The organism is Pseudomonas sp. Sample_21, from assembly GCF_004307525.1.
In the GTDB taxonomy this organism is placed as follows: domain Bacteria; phylum Pseudomonadota; class Gammaproteobacteria; order Pseudomonadales; family Pseudomonadaceae; genus Aquipseudomonas; species Aquipseudomonas atacamensis.
The window spans coordinates 23,634-42,162 of the sequence record NZ_RCNZ01000044.1 but is presented as its reverse complement, the minus strand read 5'-3'; the positions used below and the strand labels follow the sequence as shown (position 1 = coordinate 42,162).

General features: G+C 61.7%; 15 protein-coding genes. 7 read left to right on the top strand and 8 right to left on the bottom strand.

Annotated features, from left to right (window positions below; translation table 11 throughout):
• The 5 genes from D8U71_RS06375 to D8U71_RS06355 all read left to right on the top strand — a co-directional run bounded on the left by D8U71_RS06375 (window position 1) and on the right by D8U71_RS06355 (window position 5,435).
• Window positions 1-933 carry an ABC transporter substrate-binding protein gene (locus tag D8U71_RS06375; protein ID WP_130887408.1) on the top strand — a complete coding sequence of 311 codons (933 nt, stop codon included), beginning with the start codon at window positions 1-3 and terminating at the stop codon, window positions 931-933.
• Window positions 930-2,834 carry an ATP-binding protein gene (locus D8U71_RS06370; RefSeq protein ID WP_125926507.1) on the top strand — a complete coding sequence of 635 codons (1,905 nt, stop codon included), beginning with the start codon at window positions 930-932 and terminating at the stop codon, window positions 2,832-2,834. The genes D8U71_RS06375 and D8U71_RS06370 overlap by 4 nt, the downstream gene beginning before the upstream one ends.
• A 247-nt stretch (window positions 2,835-3,081) precedes the next feature.
• Window positions 3,082-3,597, top strand: coding sequence for a 3-hydroxyacyl-[acyl-carrier-protein] dehydratase FabA (gene fabA / locus D8U71_RS06365; RefSeq protein ID WP_024013962.1), 516 nt, complete (start codon window positions 3,082-3,084; stop codon window positions 3,595-3,597).
• A gap of 11 nt (window positions 3,598-3,608) precedes the next feature.
• Complete coding sequence (fabB, locus tag D8U71_RS06360; protein ID WP_016773647.1) at window positions 3,609-4,829, top strand: beta-ketoacyl-ACP synthase I; 1,221 nt, start codon at window positions 3,609-3,611, stop codon at window positions 4,827-4,829.
• 417 nt (window positions 4,830-5,246) lie between these two features.
• On the top strand, window positions 5,247-5,435 hold the full coding sequence (locus tag D8U71_RS06355) for a hypothetical protein (protein WP_016773646.1): 189 nt from the start codon (window positions 5,247-5,249) through the stop codon (window positions 5,433-5,435).
• Window positions 5,436-5,503: 68 nt separating this feature from the next.
• On the opposite strand, the gene D8U71_RS06350 is transcribed toward D8U71_RS06355, so the two are convergent.
• The 7 genes from D8U71_RS06350 to D8U71_RS06320 form a co-directional block, all read right to left on the bottom strand.
• Window positions 5,504-6,046, bottom strand: a complete 543-nt coding sequence (locus tag D8U71_RS06350; protein WP_016773645.1) for a DUF2058 domain-containing protein — start codon at window positions 6,044-6,046, stop codon at window positions 5,504-5,506.
• 26 nt (window positions 6,047-6,072) lie between these two features.
• Window positions 6,073-6,906 carry a nucleoside triphosphate pyrophosphohydrolase gene (gene mazG, locus D8U71_RS06345; RefSeq protein ID WP_130887407.1) on the bottom strand — a complete coding sequence of 278 codons (834 nt, stop codon included), beginning with the start codon at window positions 6,904-6,906 and terminating at the stop codon, window positions 6,073-6,075.
• Window positions 6,907-7,039: 133 nt separating this feature from the next.
• On the bottom strand, window positions 7,040-9,283 hold the full coding sequence (gene relA, locus D8U71_RS06340; RefSeq protein ID WP_041479585.1) for a GTP diphosphokinase: 2,244 nt from the start codon (window positions 9,281-9,283) through the stop codon (window positions 7,040-7,042).
• A 101-nt stretch (window positions 9,284-9,384) separates the two neighbouring features.
• On the bottom strand, window positions 9,385-10,761 hold the full coding sequence (gene rlmD, locus D8U71_RS06335) for a 23S rRNA (uracil(1939)-C(5))-methyltransferase RlmD (protein WP_130887406.1): 1,377 nt from the start codon (window positions 10,759-10,761) through the stop codon (window positions 9,385-9,387).
• Complete coding sequence (gene cysM / locus D8U71_RS06330; protein WP_039757833.1) at window positions 10,761-11,663, bottom strand: cysteine synthase CysM; 903 nt, start codon at window positions 11,661-11,663, stop codon at window positions 10,761-10,763. Before cysM ends, rlmD begins: the two co-directional genes overlap by 1 nt.
• A 208-nt stretch (window positions 11,664-11,871) precedes the next feature.
• A complete protein-coding gene (locus D8U71_RS06325; RefSeq protein ID WP_130887405.1) occupies window positions 11,872-13,296 on the bottom strand; it encodes a sensor histidine kinase in 1,425 nt (474 codons plus the stop codon).
• Window positions 13,283-14,005 carry a response regulator transcription factor gene (locus tag D8U71_RS06320; protein WP_130887404.1) on the bottom strand — a complete coding sequence of 241 codons (723 nt, stop codon included), beginning with the start codon at window positions 14,003-14,005 and terminating at the stop codon, window positions 13,283-13,285. The genes D8U71_RS06325 and D8U71_RS06320 overlap by 14 nt, the downstream gene beginning before the upstream one ends.
• Before the next feature lie 206 nt (window positions 14,006-14,211).
• Here D8U71_RS06320 and D8U71_RS06315 point away from each other — a divergent pair, with 206 nt between their 5' ends.
• Window positions 14,212-16,965 carry a response regulator gene (locus D8U71_RS06315; RefSeq protein ID WP_051600774.1) on the top strand — a complete coding sequence of 918 codons (2,754 nt, stop codon included), beginning with the start codon at window positions 14,212-14,214 and terminating at the stop codon, window positions 16,963-16,965.
• An 81-nt stretch (window positions 16,966-17,046) separates the two neighbouring features.
• Window positions 17,047-18,036, top strand: a complete 990-nt coding sequence (locus D8U71_RS06310; RefSeq protein ID WP_024013969.1) for a 2-hydroxyacid dehydrogenase — start codon at window positions 17,047-17,049, stop codon at window positions 18,034-18,036.
• 6 nt (window positions 18,037-18,042) lie between these two features.
• Here the strand turns inward: D8U71_RS06310 and D8U71_RS06305 are convergent, their stop codons facing one another.
• The gene (locus D8U71_RS06305; protein ID WP_130887403.1) at window positions 18,043-18,501 is read right to left on the bottom strand and encodes a hypothetical protein; all 459 of its coding nucleotides are present in this window, start codon (window positions 18,499-18,501) and stop codon (window positions 18,043-18,045) included.
• Window positions 18,502-18,529 lie beyond the last annotated feature (28 nt).

Here is an 18,529-nt window from a genome sequence, read left to right as displayed (position 1 = left end):
ATGCGCACCGGCCCGTCACGGAAGACGCCCACCCTGGGCCACTGGCTGGCCGGGCTCTGCCTGTTCATGACTGCGTGGCTGCACGGCGTCGCGGTGCAAGCGGCGGACATTCTATTGACCGGCGCCGAGGAAAGCCCCGGCGTGCAGGCCTTCGTGCAAGCGCTGAGTGAACTGCGCCCGACCGACAACGTGCGGTTCCAGCCGCTGGCGAGTTTGCCGGCACCGGGCAAATTACCGACCAGTCTGCGCTTGATCCTGCTCGATCTGCCCAGCCTCGACTGGCGTCTGCAAGACTCACAAGGCCCGTCGACGCTGGTGTTGCGCATCAGCCGCTTGCAGGCGCGCCAGCGTTTCGCCGATGCCCAACCGGCGCGCCTGAGCCTGCTCTGGAGCGACCCGCCGTTGAGCCGGCAACTGCAACTCATCCGGCGGATTCTGCCGCAGGCCCGGCGGGTCGGTGTGCTGTTCGATGAACACGGCGAGTTTCTTCTCGACGAACTGCGCGCGGCTGCACGGCCGTTGAATCTGGAGATTGTCAGCCAGCGCTGGGACAACATTCATGACAGCCGTCCGCTGCAAGCGGTGCTGAAACGCAGCGACGTACTGCTCGGCCTCGACGCCCCCGATCTGTACAACTCGCAAACGGCGAAAAACCTCTTGCTCAGCAGCTACTCGCGTCAGGTTGCGCTGATCGGCCCCAACATTGCATTCGTTCGCGCTGGCAGCCTCGCCAGTACCTACAGCGACCAGAGCGACTGGCTGGCGATTCTCGACCATTTGCTCGATCAGCCCACCAGCGCATGGCCGCGAACGCTTTACCCCGCTCGTTTCAAAGTCTCAAGTAATGCGCAGGTGGCTCGTTCCTTAGGCATCGAACCGCTGAATGAAGCATCTGTCGCCAGTGCCTTGGCCGAAGGAGAGCGCCGCCCATGAGTTTTCGTCGCCGTTGGGACATCAACACCCGCACGCAGCTGATCAGCCTCGGCCCGGCGCTGCTGCTGACGTTGCTGTTGATCAGCTTCTTTACCTTCGTGCGTATTCAAGATCTGCGTCAGGAGTTGAACCACACCGGCCAATTGATCGCCAACCAACTCGCCCCGGCCACGGAATACGGGGTGATCTCCGGCAACAACGAAGTGCTGGAAAGCCTGCTCAAGGCGACACTGGCCACGCCCAACGTGCGTTTTCTCGAAGTGCAGGACAGCGCCAACCGGATTCTGGTGTATGTCGAACAACCGGCCGACAGCCACAGCCGCCCGCATCAGGTTGAAGTGTTCCAGGCGCCAGTGCGTTTGCAGCGGATCGCCTTACACAACGACTTCTTCCAGGACGGCAAGGTCAGCAACAGCACCGCCGGCGAGGATTATCTGGGGCGAGTGATCGTCGGGCTGTCCAATGACGCTTTCAGTCAGCGCCAGCAGGAGATCCTGTTCAAGGCCGGGATTCTCGCGCTGTTCGCCCTGCTCTTCACCTTCGTCGTCGCCCGTCGTCTGGCCGGCAGTCTGTCGCAGCCGATCCGTGACATCGGCGATGCGGTCAAGGCGATTCAGGAAGGCGATTACAAAACCCCGTTGCCGATTGTCGATGACACTGAATTGGGTGCGCTGTCGCAGCACATCAATAACCTCGCCCAGGCGCTGGAACAGGCCAGCCGCGAGCAGCAGCAGGCGATGGCGCAGCTGATCCAGACCCGCGAAGAGGCGGAAAAGGCCAACAACGCCAAATCGGATTTTCTGGCGATGATGAGCCATGAACTGCGCACGCCCATGAACGGTGTGCTGGGCATGTTGCAATTGCTCGAAACCACCGAGATGACCGAGGAGCAGGTCGAATACGCCGCGCTCGCTTCGGAGTCGACCGAACATCTGCTCAAGGTCATCAATGACATTCTCGACTTCTCGCGAATCGAACGTTCGGAGCTGGAGCTTGAGCACATCCCGTTCAACCTCGCCGAGCTGATCGGCGCCTGCGCGCAGTCGTTCCAGCACAGCGCGGTGCAGCGAGGCCTGGCGCTGAATCTGCGCATTCCCGACGACATGCGCGGCTTGCAGGTGCAGGGCGATCCGACGCGGATCCGGCAGATTCTGGTCAATCTGGTCGGCAATGCCTTGAAGTTCACCGAACAGGGCCGGGTCAGCATCGAGGCGCAATGGCAGTCGCTGGATCATGAACTGCTGTGGTTCACCTGCTCGGTGCGCGACAGCGGCATCGGCATTTCTTCGGAGAGTCTGGAACTGATGTTCAATGCCTTCCAGCAGGCCGACAGTTCGATCTCCCGTCGTTACGGTGGCACCGGGCTTGGTCTGCCGATCGCGCGGACCCTTGCCGAACGCATGGGCGGCACGTTGCGCGCGCAGAGTGAGGAAGGACGCGGTTCGGTATTCACTCTGGAAATTCCATTGGCGCTCTATAAGCAGGCAATGCCAGCGCTGGCCGCGCCGCGCACCCTGAACGGCAGTGGTCAGGGCGAGGGACGCCATGTGTTGCTGGTCGAAGACAATCCGGTCAACCAGACCGTGATCGAAGCGATGCTGCGCAGCCTCGGCTTTGCCGTCAGCGTGGCGACCGATGGCGCGCAGGCGGTGCGCAGTGCCGAGGGTGGCGAATTCGAAGTGATTCTGATGGATTGCCGGCTGCCGATCATCGACGGCTACGAGGCCACGCGGCAGATCCGCGACCTGCCCGGACGCCGCGATGTGCCGATCATCGCGCTGACCGCCAACGCCTTGCAGGGCGATCGCGAAACCTGTCTGGCGGCGGGGATGAACGATTACCTGGCCAAGCCGTTCAAACGCAATGACCTGCAGCAGATTTTGCAGCGCTGGGTGTCGTAGTGTGGGCCTTTCGACCATCTGCGACTGGCGTGAAAAGCGAAAGTGCGGCAGTCTTAGGCACCCGAACGAGCCCCAAAAGGGGCTTGATTAAAAATTTCAGTGCACAAGTGTACATTCATGTCCTTGGTGCTGTGACTTTCACCACAACGCAATAGTCTATGAGTAGGCTGCCGGTTCGAGGCATGAACGCCTTGAACGGTCGGGAAGATCTGCCCCACCTGCCGCATGGGATTATTGAGGAGCTCGCATGACCAAACAAAACGCCTTTACTCGGGAAGACCTGCTGCGCTGCAGTCGCGGTGAGCTGTTCGGCCCAGGTAACGCGCAACTGCCCGCCCCGAACATGCTGATGGTGGATCGCATCACCCATATCAGCGAAGAAGGCGGCAAGTACGGCAAAGGTGAATTGGTCGCCGAGCTGGATATCAACCCTGACCTGTGGTTCTTCGCCTGCCATTTCGAAGGCGATCCGGTGATGCCGGGCTGCCTGGGTCTGGATGCCATGTGGCAACTGGTCGGCTTCTTCCTGGGCTGGCAAGGCCTGCCGGGCCGCGGCCGTGCGCTGGGTTCGGGCGAAGTGAAATTCTTCGGTCAGGTGCTGCCGACCGCGAAGAAAGTCACTTACAACATTCATATCAAACGCGTCCTCAAGGGCAAGCTGAACATGGCCATCGCCGATGGTTCGGTCAGTGTCGACGGACGCGAAATCTACACCGCCGAAGGCCTGCGCGTCGGCGTGTTCACCTCCACTGACAACTTCTAAGGGTTATTCGCATGCGCCGCGTCGTTATCACTGGTCTGGGCATCGTTTCGTGCCTGGGCAATGACAAAGAGACCGTCTCCGCTAACCTGCGTGCAAGCCGCCCTGGCATCCGGTTCAACCCGGAATATGCTGAAATGGGTCTGCGTAGCCAGGTTTCCGGCTCCATCGACCTCAACCTTGAAGAGCTGATCGATCGCAAGATCTATCGCTTCGTCGGCCATGCAGCGGCTTACGCCTACCTGGCCATGAAAGACGCCATCACTGACTCCGGCCTGACCGAAGAGCAGGTGTCCAACCCGCGTACCGGCCTGATCGCCGGTTCCGGCGGTGCCTCCACGCTGAACCAGATGGAAGCGCTGGACATCCTCCGTGAGAAAGGCGTGAAGCGCGTTGGCCCGTACCGTGTAACGCGGACCATGAGCAGCACCGTTTCCGCTTGCCTGGCCACGCCGTTCAAGATCAAGGGCCTGAACTACTCCATCGCTTCTGCCTGCGCCACCAGTGCTCACTGCATCGGTACCGCCATGGAACAGATCCAGATGGGCAAGCAGGACATCGTCTTCGCCGGTGGCGGTGAAGAAGAGCACTGGAGCCAGTCGTTCCTGTTCGACGCGATGGGCGCTCTGTCCAGCAAGCGCAACGACACCCCGGAACAAGCTTCCCGCGCCTACGACAAGGACCGCGACGGTTTCGTCATCGCTGGCGGCGGCGGCATGGTTGTCGTCGAAGAGCTGGAACACGCTCTGGCCCGTGGCGCGAAGATCTACGCCGAGATCGTTGGCTACGGCGCAACGTCCGATGGCTACGACATGGTCGCCCCGAGCGGCGAAGGCGCGATCCGCTGCATGCAGCAGGCGCTGTCCACCGTCGACACCCCGATCGACTACCTGAACACCCACGGCACTTCGACTCCGGTCGGCGACGTCGCGGAAATGAAAGGTGTGCGTGAAGTGTTCGGCGACAAGGCTCCAGCGATCAGCTCGACCAAGAGCCTGTCCGGTCACTCCCTGGGCGCCGCCGGCGTGCACGAAGCGATCTACTGCATGCTGATGATGGAAGGCAACTTCATCGCCGGCTCCGCCAACATCGACGAGCTCGACCCGGAAGTGGCCGATCTGCCGGTGCTGACCAAGACCCGCGAGAACGCCACCATCAACACCGTGATGAGCAACAGCTTCGGCTTTGGCGGCACCAACGCCACGCTGGTGCTGAAGCGCTGGGAAGGCAAGTAATTCCCCACCGCTGAGCCGCACATGAAAACGCCCCGACTGGTTCGGGGCGTTTTTTTTTCGTCTGCAGAAATCAGCCGGGAAACTTCCGGTCAGTGTTGTTGATCGTTCCCACGCTCCGCGTGGGAATGCAGCCCGTGACGCTCCGCGTCACTGGACGCGGAGCGTCCCCAGAGGCATTCCCACGCGGAGCGTGGGAACGATCAAAGACAGGGATCCAGAGCGTTCTGGAGATGAAACTTCTGTCATGAAACTTACCGCCCTGCGACCGAATGTCGCGGTTTACGCGGCCTCCAGCTTTGTTGCGAAATCCGCAACAACACCTTGCGCCAATTGGCGGTTTACTTAGCTGACTAACAAATCCTATAACAGAGTCCTGCACACGCCTTGGTGCAGTAACTTGAGATTTGGAGCTAGCAGATGACTGTAAAAGTAACTGAACGCGACGATTCACACATGTCCCACGAAGGCCTGGCCGCCGGCATCCGTATCTGGGATGTGCATCAACAAGACTTGCTGGTCGGCATGTTCCACAACGAAATAGATGCCCATAACTACAAGGCCGAACTGGAAGTGCAGGAACAGCAAAGAGAACTGAAGTCCGCCTGAAACAACACAGCATTTGAAAACGACAAACCCCGCCATGAGCGGGGTTCGTCGTTGTTACAGCCGTGGATTTACCACATCAGATCGTCAGGGATCTGGTACGCCGCGTACGGATCGTCCTCAGCGTTGACCTCTTCGGTCTGCACGTTGAGCTGAACGATGCGCTGCGGGTCGCGCTCCTGGATCTTCAGCGCCGCTTCACGGGGAATCACTTCATAGCCGCCGTTGTGGTGCACGATCGCCAGCGAACCGCTGCTGAGCTTGTTGCGCATCAGCGTGTTGACCGAGATGCGCTTGACCTTCTTGTCGTCGACGAAGTTGTAGTAGTCCTCGGTGGTCAGCTTGGGCAGACGGGAGACTTCGATCAACTGCTTGACCTGCGCAGCGCGGGCCTTGGCCTCGGCCTTCTCCTGCTGCTGACGGTTCAGCTCCTGGTCGCGCTTGACCTTCTCGGCCATGGCTTCCTGGGCGGCGCGCTGCTGCGAATCGTCCAGCTCGGCCTGGCCTTTGTGGGCCAGGCGTTGTTGCTTCTGCTTGTCTTTGCTGACCTGCTTGGCCTGCTTTTGGTTGACCAGGCCTGCTTTGAGCAACTGGTCGCGAAGGGAAAGGCTCATCAATGCTTACTCACTTGGGCAACGGCTCAGCCGCAGCTGGGCTCATTCTTTTCCTGGCGTTTGGCTTCGCCCCACAGGGCGTCCAACTCTTCGAGGGTGCAATCTTCCATGGGACGATGGGTGTCGCGCAATGCCTGTTCGATAAAACGGAAACGTCTTTCAAACTTGCCATTGGCGCCGCGCAGGGCGGTTTCCGGATCGACCTTCAAATGCCGGGCCAGATTGACCACGGAAAACAGCAGATCGCCGATCTCGTCGGCCACCGCCACCGGATCATTTTCCGACATGGCTTCGAGCACTTCATCGAGCTCTTCGCGGACCTTGTCGAGGACCGGCAAGGCATCCGGCCAGTCGAAACCGACCTGCCCGGCGCGCTTCTGCAACTTGGCTGAGCGCGACAGTGCCGGCAAGGTGGCCGGCACATCATCAAGCAAGGACAACTGCTCGGGCGCAGAGGCTTTCTCGGCGCGCTCTTCGGCCTTGATCTCTTCCCAGCGCTGCTTGACCTGTTCTTCGCTCAAGCACGGCACGTCGAGCGGCGCGTACAGGTCGCCCGTCGGAAACACATGCGGATGACGGCGGATCAGTTTGCGCGTGATGCTGTCGATCACCCCCGCAAATTCGAACCGCCCCTCTTCCTTGGCCAACTGGCTGTAATACACCACCTGAAACAACAGATCGCCCAACTCGCCTTGCAAATGGTCGAGATCGCCACGCTCGATGGCATCCGCCACTTCATAGGCTTCTTCGAGGGTGTGCGGGACGATGGTCGCGTAGGTTTGCTTGATGTCCCACGGGCAACCGAACTGCGGATCGCGCAGGCGGGACATCAGGTGGAGCAGGTCTTCGAGGCTGTACATCATTTTTCTGTCTCACCACAAAACCATTGTGGGAGCGAGCCTGCTCGCGAAAGCGCTGTGTCTGCAACAAAGATGTCGACTGACACGCCCTCTTCGCGAGCAGGCTCGCTCCCACAGGGAACAATCAATTGCATCACGGGGTACGGTTACGCCGGGTTTCGATGATGTTCGGCAATTGCGAAATCCGCCCCAGCAGCCGTCCCAGCGCATCCAGACCGGGGATCTCGATGGTCAGCGACATCAGCGCGGTGTTGTCTTCCTTGTTCGAGCGGGTGTTGACCGCCAGCACGTTGATGCGCTCGTTGAGCAGCACCTGCGAGACGTCACGCAGCAGCCCGGAACGGTCGTAGGCGCGGATGATGATGTCCACCGGATAGGTGAGCACCGGCACCGGGCCCCAGCTGACCTGAATGATCCGCTCCGGCTCGCGCCCGCCCAGTTGCAGCACCGAGGCGCAGTCCTGGCGGTGAATGCTCACGCCACGGCCCTGAGTGATGTAACCGACAATCGCATCGCCCGGCAGCGGCTGGCAGCAGCCGGCCATCTGCGTCATCAGGTTGCCGACGCCCTGGATCTGGATATCGCCACGCTTGCCCGGTTTGTAACCGGTGGCCTTGCGCGGGATCAGTTCCAGTTGCTCGTTGCCGCGCTCCGGTTCGACCAATTGCTGGGCAAGGTTGACCAGATGCGCCTGACGCAGGTCACCGGCACCGAGGGCGGCGAACATGTCTTCGGCGGTTTTCATGTTGGCCTTTTCAGCCAGCTTGTCGAAATCCACCGCCGGCAGGCCGAGGCGATTGAGTTCGCGCTCGATCAGGGTTTTACCGGCCGCAACGTTCTGATCGCGAGCCTGCAACTTGAACCAATGGACGATCTTCGCCCGCGCCCGCGAGGTGGTGACGTAACCGAGGTTCGGGTTCAGCCAGTCGCGGCTCGGCGTGCCGTGCTTGCTGGTGATGATCTCGACCTGCTCGCCGGTCTGCAGGCTGTAGTTCAGCGGCACGATGCGGCCGTTGATCTTCGCGCCCCGGCAGTTGTGGCCAATTTCGGTGTGCACCCGATAGGCGAAATCCAGCGGCGTCGCGCCTTTCGGCAAGTCGATGGCGTGACCGTCGGGAGTGAAGATGTAAACCCGATCGGGCTCGATGTCGACGCGCAACTGCTCGGCCAGACCGCCGATGTCACCCAGCTCTTCGTGCCATTCGAGCACTTGACGCAGCCAGGAAATTTTCTCTTCGTAATGGTTCGAGCCGGATTTGACGTCGGTGCCCTTGTAGCGCCAGTGCGCGCAGACGCCAAGTTCGGCCTCTTCGTGCATCGAATGGGTGCGGATCTGCACCTCGAGGACCTTGCCTTCCGGGCCGATCACCGCCGTGTGCAGCGAGCGGTAGCCGTTCTCTTTCGGGTTGGCGATGTAGTCGTCGAATTCTTTCGGGATGTGCCGCCACAGGGTGTGAACGATGCCAAGCGCGGTGTAGCAGTCGCGCATTTCCGGCACCAGCACGCGCACCGCGCGAACGTCATAGATCTGGCTGAATTCCAGACCCTTGCGCTGCATTTTGCGCCAGATCGAGTAGATGTGTTTGGCCCGGCCGCTGATGTCGGCGTCGACGCCGGTGGCCTGCAGTTCGTCCTTGAGCTGGGTCATCACGTCGCTGATGAAACGCTCGCGGTCCAGCCGCCGCTCGTGGAGCAACTTGGCGATCTGCTTGTATTGATCGGGTTCCAGATAACGGAAGGACAAGTCCTCCAGTTCCCATTTGATATGACCGATGCCGAGGCGATGCGCCAGCGGCGCATAGATGTCGAAGACTTCGCGAGCGACGCGGTTGCGCTTTTCATCGTCGGCGGTTTTCACCGCACGGATGGCGCAGGTGCGTTCGGCCAGTTTGATCAGCGCAACGCGCACATCATCGACCATGGCCACGAGCATCTTGCGCAGGTTCTCGACCTGCCCTTGCGTGCCCATGACCATCGATTGCCGTGGGCTGAGGCTGGCGCTGATGGCCGCCATGCGCTGCACGCCGTCGATCAGCTTGGCCACTACCGGACCGAAGCGCTGGCCGATGGCCGCCAGCTCTATCTGGCCTTCGCGCACGCCGCGATACAACACGGCGGCGACCAGTGAATCCTGATCGAGCTTGAGGTCGGCGAGGATCTCGGCGATCTCAAGGCCCGTGCTGAAACTGCCGGAGCCTTCGGCCCACAGGTTCTTCTTCGCATTGGACTGCTGTTCGGCCTCGCGAGCGAACTCGCAGGCTTCTTTCAAGGCCTCGCGATCCAGTGCCAGATCGACACTGACCGCGTGATCGAGCCAGGCCTCGAGATTGATACTGCCGTCGGTGTTGATCGGCTGGTGTGCTCTCACCTGTACCATGCTGCTTTACCTTCCCTACGACGCAGATTCAATGCGTCAAATCGCTGATCCTCAGTGTCCGTTCGCGCTCGCGGGGCTCAGGCGAGCGCTGCGCGGACAGATCAGACGGATTCAGACGAGCCGTCCTGGCTCGCTTCAAATAACGCCATGGCCTCGACATGTGCCGTCTGAGGAAACATATCGAGAATCCCGGCACGTTTTAACCGGTAGCCCTGCTTGATCAATTCCTGCGTGTCGCGCGCCAGCGTGGCCGGGTTGCACGACACGTATACCAACCGTTTGGCACCCAGGGTCGCGAGCTTGCGCACCACCTCGAAAGCACCGTCACGCGGTGGGTCCAAGAGTACCGCAGAAAAGCCGTTTCCGATCCACTGGGCATCGCTCAAAGGCTGGGATAAATCGGCTTGAAAAAACTTTGTGTTATGCAAATTGTTACTGACGGCGTTGGCAGCGGCACGCTCGACCATGGTCTGCACACCCTCCACCGCCACCACTTCACGCACGCCTTTGGCCAGCGGTAGCGCAAAATTTCCCAACCCGCAAAACAGGTCGAGCACGCGTTCTTCAGCCGCTGGTTTCAGCCAGTCCAGCGCTTGGGCGATCATCGCTTCGTTGACCCCGGCGTTGACCTGAACGAAGTCACCCGGCCGATAAGCCAGCTCGAGATTCCACTGTTCCAGGCGATAACCGAGGCTCTGACCGGCCTCGACCGGTTGCGGTTCACCTTCGCCATGCAACCACAACTGCGCTTCATGAAACCGGCAGAAATCCTTGAGGATGCTCAGATCCGCTTCGGACAACGGCGCCATGTGTCGCAGCAATACCGCCAGTGATGAGCCGCTGAACAACTCGACATGGCCCAACGCTTGCGGTTTGCTCAGGCGCCGCAGCATCTCCGGCAAGCGGGTCATGATCGGCTGCAAGGGCTGTACCAGCACCGGGCATTCGCTGATCGCGACGATGTCCTGACTGCCGGCGGCGCGGAAACCTACTTCGAGTTTCTTTGCCTTCATGTCCCAGCGCACGGCGATCCGCGCACGCCGACGGTAACCGAATTCCGGGCCGGTGAGCGGCGCTGCCCACTCTTCAGGTTCGACACCAGCCACCCGCGACAATTGCTCGGCGAGCATGCGCTGTTTCAGGGCGAGTTGTTCGTCGTGGGGCAAGTGCTGAACGCTGCAACCGCCACAGCGACCAAAGTGCGCGCACGCTGCCGGACGACGCAATTCGCTGGCAGTGAATACCCGTTCGGTACGCGCCTCGACCACTTTGCCGTGGGCGCCGAGCACCCGCGCTTCGACCTCTTCCCCGGCAAGGGCGCCGAGGACGAACCAGGTTTTGCCTTCGAAAAACGCGATACCGCGACCGTCATTGGCCAGGCGCTCGATACTCAAGCGCTGCTTTTTGCCGGTCGGGATCTGTGGCGCCTTGCTGCCGCCGGTGGGCTGGAAGCGCAGGCCTCTCTCGTGTTTGGCCATCAGTTCGGCGCGTCGAAAATGCCGGTCGACAGGTAACGGTCGCCACGGTCGCAGATGATCGCGACGATCACCGCGTTTTCAACTTCTTTGGACAAGCGCAGCATCGCTGCCACCGCACCGCCCGAGGACACGCCGCAGAAGATGCCTTCTTCGCGGGCCAAGCGCCGGGTAACGTCTTCGGCTTCGCTTTGCGCCATGTCGACGATGCGATCGACGCGGTCAGCCTGATAGATCTTCGGCAGGTATTCCTGCGGCCAGCGGCGGATGCCGGGAATGGCCGAGCCTTCCATCGGTTGCAGACCGACGATCTGCACGCTGTCGCTCTGCTCTTTGAGGTAGCGCGACACGCCCATGATGGTGCCGGTGGTGCCCATCGAACTGACGAAATGGGTGATGCTGCCCTGGGTCTGACGCCAGATTTCCGGGCCGGTGGTGGTGTAGTGCGCTTCCGGGTTGTCGCCATTGGCGAACTGGTCGAGCACCTTGCCACGGCCTTCGGCTTCCATACGCTGGGCCAGATCGCGGGCGCCTTCCATGCCCTCTTCCTGAGTCACCAGGATCAGCTCGGCACCGTAAGCGGTCATCGCTGCCTTGCGCTCGGCACTGGAGTTGTCCGGCATGATCAGGATCATCTTGTAACCCTTGATCGCAGCGGCCATCGCCAGCGCGATACCGGTATTGCCAGAGGTCGCCTCGATCAGCGTATCGCCGGGATTGATCTGCCCGCGCAACTCGGCGCGAGTGATCATCGACAACGCCGGGCGGTCCTTGACCGAACCTGCCGGGTTGTTCCCTTCGAGCTTGAGCAAAAGGGTGTTGCTGGTAGCGCCGGGCAGGCGCTGCAAACGCACCAGCGGCGTGTTGCCGACGCAATCGGCGATGGTTGGGTACTGCAGGGTCATGGCGTATTCGCAATCCAGACGTGCGGGGGCGCCTATCATACCGGCAAACCCGCGCAGGCCATATCACGCAAAGTGCGGTGCTTATGGTTTATGGGAATAAGGCACAAAAGTCTCACCAGTGGTGAGACTTTTATTTGCGCAACACTCAGTTCTCGTGGTGCTGCTTGGAATTCGCGAGCAGGCTCGCTCCCACGGGGATGAATGTTGCTTATGCGATCTGCGGCGAATGCACAGCCATTGTGGGAGCGAGCCTGCTCGCGAAGGCGTCCGCATGGGCAACACCATCATCCGCCAACAAGCGCAAATTCAACCGCAACCCCGCCCCGGTGTTTTCCGCCCAGAGCAACCCGCCCTGGCGCTGCACCGAGTTGCGGGCAATGCTCAAGCCCAGGCCAAAGCCACCATCTCCGGGTCTCGATCCATCCAATCGAATGAACGGCGAAAAGATCCGCTGCAGATCTTCGTCAGCCACGCCGCCGCCCTGATCCTCCAGCCACAAATGCCAATACTCGCCATCGCGCCGTCCATCGAGCCGCACGATGCCGCCCTCGGGCGAGTGACGAATGGCGTTGCGCAGGATGTTTTCCAGCGCTTGCGCGAGGGTATTGAGGTTGCCGCGCACCCAACACGAAGCTTCGACCGAGCATTGCAATTGCAGGCTCGGCCAGCCGCTTTCATAACAGGCGTTGTCGGTGAGCATTTCCCACAGTGCCTGAATCTGGATCGCTTCATCCGGCAACGGCGAGCGGTCGGTGTCGAGCCAGGCCAGTTGCAGGGTGTCTTCGACCAAACGTTGCATGCCGTCGACCTCGCGGCCGATGCGCTCGCGCAATTGCGCCAAGCCCTGTTCGCTTTCACTGGCCACGCGCAGGCGGCTCAGCGGCGTGCGCAGTTCGTGGGACAGGTCGCGCAACAATTGCTGCTGCAAGGCGACCGTGGTTTGCAGGCGCTCGGACATGGAATCGAAGGCCCGCGCCAGTTCACCGAGTTCATCCGGGCGCTGGGTGATGCCGCTCGACAGGCGCACATTCAACTGGTCGGCGCGCCAGGCGTTGGCCTGTTCGCGCAGGTTGTTCAGCGGCACCACCAACAGGCGGTACAAGCCGACGCAGAGCAACAGGGTGAACAGCCCGGGAATCACGCCGTTGGTGATCACCCGCCAGAACACCCGGTACTTGCCCGGGACAAAACGCTCGGGCAATTCAATGACGAGAATGCCGACGGCCGGATCCTGCGGGAACGGCACCCGCAGCCAAGGTCGGCCCTTCTTGTGGATCGGCCAGTCGAGGCCGCGCAAAAAGGTCAGGTGCTGCACCTCTGCCGCGTTCAACGGCTGGCTGCTCAGCGACTGCAAATCAGCGCCGATCACGCCGACCCAACTGGCCTCGCGCAATTCCATGCTCTGCAACCAGTCATCGACGCCATTGGGCCCGCCGCGCTGCCACGCCTGTTCGGCTTGCGCGGCATAACGGCTGAGGGTGCTGCGCGCGTCACTGGAGAGGAACTGATTGCGCTCCTCCATGTAGCGGCCCCACGACCAGCTCAGCCAGATCATCAGCAGACAGAACGCCACCAGCAGGCACGCCAGTTTCCAGAACAGCGAATGCCGCCCCGGCAGCTCAGACAGTTTCATCAGCGCCACTCAAGACATAGCCCTTGCCCCACACCGTGCGCACTTCGCGCTCGGTGTAACCGATGGCTTTGAGTTTGCGGCGGATCTGGCTGATGTGCATGTCGAGGCTGCGGTCGTGCGCCGCAAAGCCGCGTTGCAGGACATGCTGATAAAGGAAGGCCTTGCTCAGCACCTCCTCGTTGTTGCGGTGCAGGGTTTCCAGCAGACGGAATTCGCTGCGGGTCAACCCGGCCGCTTGCTCGCGGAAGAACACGTCGCAGTGTTCGTCATCGAAACGCAGGGTGCCGCTGACCACCGCAGCGGTAACCGCAGGCGGGCGCCGATCCAATGCCACCCGGCGCAGGATCGCTTCGATGCGCACATGCAACTCGGCCATGCTGAACGGCTTGGGCAAATAGTCATCGGCGCCGAGGCGGAAACCACTGATGCGATCGGCCTCGGCACCCAGCGCCGACATCAGCAGCACCGGCGTCGAATGGCTCTGCCGCAATTGCGTCAACAACTGCAGACCATCGAGCCCCGGCAGCAGAATATCCATCAGCACCACGTCGAAAGGCTGGCACTGGGCGATGTTCAGACCTTCCTGGCCGTTCTGGCACCAGGTCACCTGAAAACCGCTGCGGCCCAGATGCTCGTGCACATACGCGCCGAGGACCGGATCGTCTTCAATGGAAAGGATGCGTGGCTGGCCAACGGAAACAGGAGTCATGAGTATCTGCAAGTAATTCTCAGTTGGCGGATTATTCAAGATTGTCCGACAGCGGGCAACACAAGCTTGACCTGTCGGACGAACGAGTGCGTGGGCGGCGCTGCATTTTCCGCAAGATTGCCCGCCTGCAAATCGCTACACTGCGCCCATGTCGCGTGCCGGATGCACGCATGTGTCAACAGATCAGCGGGATGCGGGAGATAGGCGTGCTCAAGAAACTGGGAATCAAAGGTCGCGTGCTGTTGCTGACCTTGTTGCCGACCAGCCTGATGGCGCTGGTGCTGGGTGGCTATTTCACCTGGACGCAGCAGACCGACCTGCACAGCCAGTTGATGCAGCGCGGCGAAATGATCGCCGAGCAACTGGCGCCACTGGTGGCCCCGGCGATGGGTCACGGCGACGCCGATCTGCTTGAACGCATCGCCACCCAGTCCCTTGAACAACCCGACGTGCGCGCGGTGACTTTCCTCGCGGCGGATCGCTCGCCACTGGCCCACGCCGGCCCGACCATGCTCAATCAAGCGCCAAGCGGCGACAGCGCGCTGCTGCAACGACGCAGCGGCAATGACGCGACGCGCTACCTGATGCCGGTGTTCGGCAAGCATCGCAACCTCGCCGGCGAAATCATTCCCGAAGAATCCGAACGCCTGCTCGGCTGGGTCGAGCTGGAGCTGTCGCACAACGGCATGTTGCTGCGCGGCTATCGCAGCCTGTTCGCCAGCCTGCTGCTGATCGCCGCCGGACTTGCCGGCGCCGCCCTCCTCGCGTTGCGCATGGGCCGCACCATCAACCGTCCGCTGAGCCAGATCAAACAAGCGGTTGCGCAACTCAAGGACGGTCATCTGGAAACCCGCTTGCCGCCGCTCGGCAGTCAGGAACTGGATGAACTGGCCTCCGGCATCAACCGCATGGCCGGCACCCTGCAGAACGCTCGCGAAGAATTGCAGCACAGCGTCGATCAGGCCACCGAGGACGTGCGGCAAAACCTGGAAACCATCGAGATCCAGAACATCGAACTGGACCTGGCGCGCAAAGAAGCGTTGGAAGCCAGCCGGATCAAATCCGAATTCCTCGCCAACATGAGCCACGAGATCCGCACGCCGCTCAACGGCATTCTCGGCTTTACTCACCTGTTGCAGAAAAGCGAACTGACCCCGCGCCAGCTCGACTATCTGGGCACCATCGAAAAGTCCGCCGACAGCCTGTTGGGAATCATCAACGAGATTCTCGACTTCTCGAAAATCGAGGCCGGCAAACTGGTGCTCGACCACATTCCGTTCAACCTCCGCGACCTGCTTCAGGACACCCTGACCATTCTCGCCCCGGCCGCGCACGCCAAGCAGCTCGAGCTGGTCAGCCTGGTCTATCGCGATACGCCGCTGTCGCTGGTCGGCGATCCGCTGCGCCTGAAGCAGATCCTCACCAATCTGGTCAGCAACGCGATCAAGTTCACCCGCGAAGGCACCATCGTCGCCCGGGCGATGCTCGAAGACGAACACGAAGACAGCGTGCAACTGCGCATCAGCATTCAGGACACCGGCATCGGTCTGTCGAGTCAGGATGTCCGCGCGCTGTTCCAGGCTTTCAGTCAGGCCGACAATTCGCTGTCGCGCCAACCCGGCGGCACCGGGCTGGGGCTGGTGATTTCCAAGCGCCTGATCGAGCAGATGGGCGGCGAGATCGGCGTCGACAGCACGCCGGGCGAAGGTTCGGAATTCTGGATCAGCCTGAGCCTGCCCAAGACCCGCGACGATGCCGAGGACCTGCCCGCCGCGCCGCTGCTCGGGCGTCGTGTGGCGGTGCTGGAAAACCACGAACTGGCGCGTCAGGCCTTGCAACATCAGCTGGAAGACTGCGGACTGCAAGTTACGCCGTTCAATACTCTGGAGAGCCTGAGCAATGGCGTCACCGGCGCGCATCAGACCGATCAGGCGATCGATCTGGCGGTGATCGGCATCACCAGCAACGACATGCTCCCGGAACGCTTGAACCAGCACATCTGGGACCTCGAACACTTGGGCTGCAAAGTGCTGGTGCTGTGCCCGACCACCGAACAGACGCTATTTCATCTGTCGGTACCCAACCCGCACAGCCAGCTGCAAGCCAAACCGGCATGTACGCGCAAGCTGCGCCGGGCGCTGTCCGATCTGGTCAATCCGCGCCAGCCGCGCAGCGAACCGGGCGAGCCGCTGTCCAGCCGTGCGCCGCGCGTGCTGTGTGTCGACGACAACCCGGCGAATCTGTTGCTGGTGCAGACCCTGCTCGAAGACATGGGCGCCCGCGTGCTCGCGGTGGAAAGCGGTTACGCAGCAGTCAAAGCGGTGCAAAGCGAATCTTTCGATCTGGTGTTGATGGACGTGCAGATGCCAGGCATGGATGGCCGCCAGACCACGGAAACCATTCGCCAGTGGGAAAGCGAGCGGCATTGCACGCCGCTGCCGATCGTCGCCCTCACTGCCCACGCCATGGCCAATGAAAAACGCGCGCTGCTGCAAAGCGGCATGGACGACTACCTGACTAAACCGATCAGCGAGCGGCAACTGGCGCAGGTGGTGTTGAAGTGGACCGGACTGGCCCTGCGCAATCAGGCGCCGGAGCGCAGCGGCGACAGCGCAGCGAGTCAGCAGGAACTGCCAGTGCTCGATCACGAAGAAGGCTTGCGTCTGGCGGCGGGCAAAGCGGATCTGGCGGCGGACATGCTCGCCATGCTGCTGGCCTCGCTGGAAGCCGACCGCGAAGCGATACGCGCCGCGCGTGACAGCCACGACCAGAATGCCCTGCTCGAACGCGTGCACCGCTTGCACGGCGCCACCCGTTATTGCGGCGTGCCGCAACTGCGCGCCGCCTGCCAGCGCAGCGAAACCCTGCTCAAGCAGGACGATCCGAAAGCCGCCGCCGCTCTGGATGAACTGGAGCGCTCGATCAATCGACTCGCGGCGCAGGCGCGCATCAGCGCCTGATCCACGGCAAGGCACGGCGCGCGCAAAGCGCTACAGTTGTCGCGGGCCATTGCGGCCCGCGTCGATGTTCCGGGAGGATTCATGCGCACGATCATTTTCAGTAGCCAGACCTACGACCGCGACAGCTTTCTCGGCGCCGACTGCGCGGCCGGGCTTGAATTGCACTTTCAAGCAGCGCGACTGAGCCTCGATACGGCGGCGCTGGCCGAGCAACACGAAGTGGTCTGCGCGTTCATCAATGACGACCTCAGCGCCCCGGTGCTCGAACGCCTCGCTGCCGGCGGCACGCGGCTGATTGCCCTGCGTTCGGCGGGTTACAACCATGTCGACCTGCCGGCGGCGAAACGCCTCGGCCTGGCCGTGGTTCGTGTGCCGGCCTACTCGCCGCACGCCGTGGCCGAACATGCCGTGGCGCTGATCCTCGCCCTCAATCGTCGCTTGCATCGCGCCTACAACCGCACCCGCGAAGGCGATTTCAGCCTGCATGGCCTGACCGGTTTCGATCTGGTCGGCAAAACCGTCGGCATCGTCGGCACCGGGCAGATCGGTGCAACGTTCGCGAAAATCATGCACGGCTTCGGCTGTGAACTGCTCGCTTACGATCCGTATCCCAATCCCGAGGTGCTGGCCTTGGGCGCACGTTATCTGAGCCTGCCGGAGTTGCTCGCGCAGTCGCGGATCATCAGCCTGCATTGCCCGCTCAACGAACAGAGCAAGCACCTGATCAATCGCGACTCACTGGCACACATGCTGGCCGGGACGATGCTGATCAACACCGGGCGTGGCGGGCTGGTGGACACGCCAGCGCTGATCGACGCGCTGAAGGACGGCCAACTCGGTTATCTGGGGCTGGATGTTTATGAGGAAGAGGCGCAGCTGTTTTTCGAGGATCGCTCCGACCTGCCGCTGCAGGACGATGTGCTGGCGCGTCTGCTGACGTTTCCCAACGTGATCATCACCGCGCATCAGGCGTTTTTGACCCGCGAAGCTCTGGGCGCGATTGCCGCGACCACCCTGCACAACATAGCGACCTGGGCGGCAGGTGCGCCGCAGAACCAGGTCGAGGGTTGAACGGTTTTACTTGGACAGCGAAGACGCCAGGATCAGCAAGCCCAGCCAGCCGAAGCCGAGCAGGCGCTGCTTGCTGGAATGGCCGTTGCGCAGCAGGAACCAGACGAAAAACGCCGGTAGCAGAAACACCATGATTTTCAGCCAGCCTTCCACCGGGCGACTGCCATCGGGATTGAGCGGTTGCTGCTCCTCGCGGGCCTGTTCTGCGGCCTGCTGACGACGGCGACGCCCTGCTGCTGCCGGCATCACTTTGGGTAAAGGCTCGGACACTGGCGGCGCAACCGCCTCGGGCACTGCGTTGTTGCGTGGCAGGCTGCCGAAGGAAATCGTCGAGGCTTGCACCGGTGCCGCCGTCGATTGCGCCTGCATGGCGGCGTGCTCGGCCATCGGCGCGCCGCAGTGAATGCACACCAGCGCTTCGGAACTGATGCTCCGCTTGCATTCATAACATTCGATCAGCGCCATGTTCCGTTCCTTCAGATTCGGGGGCCGG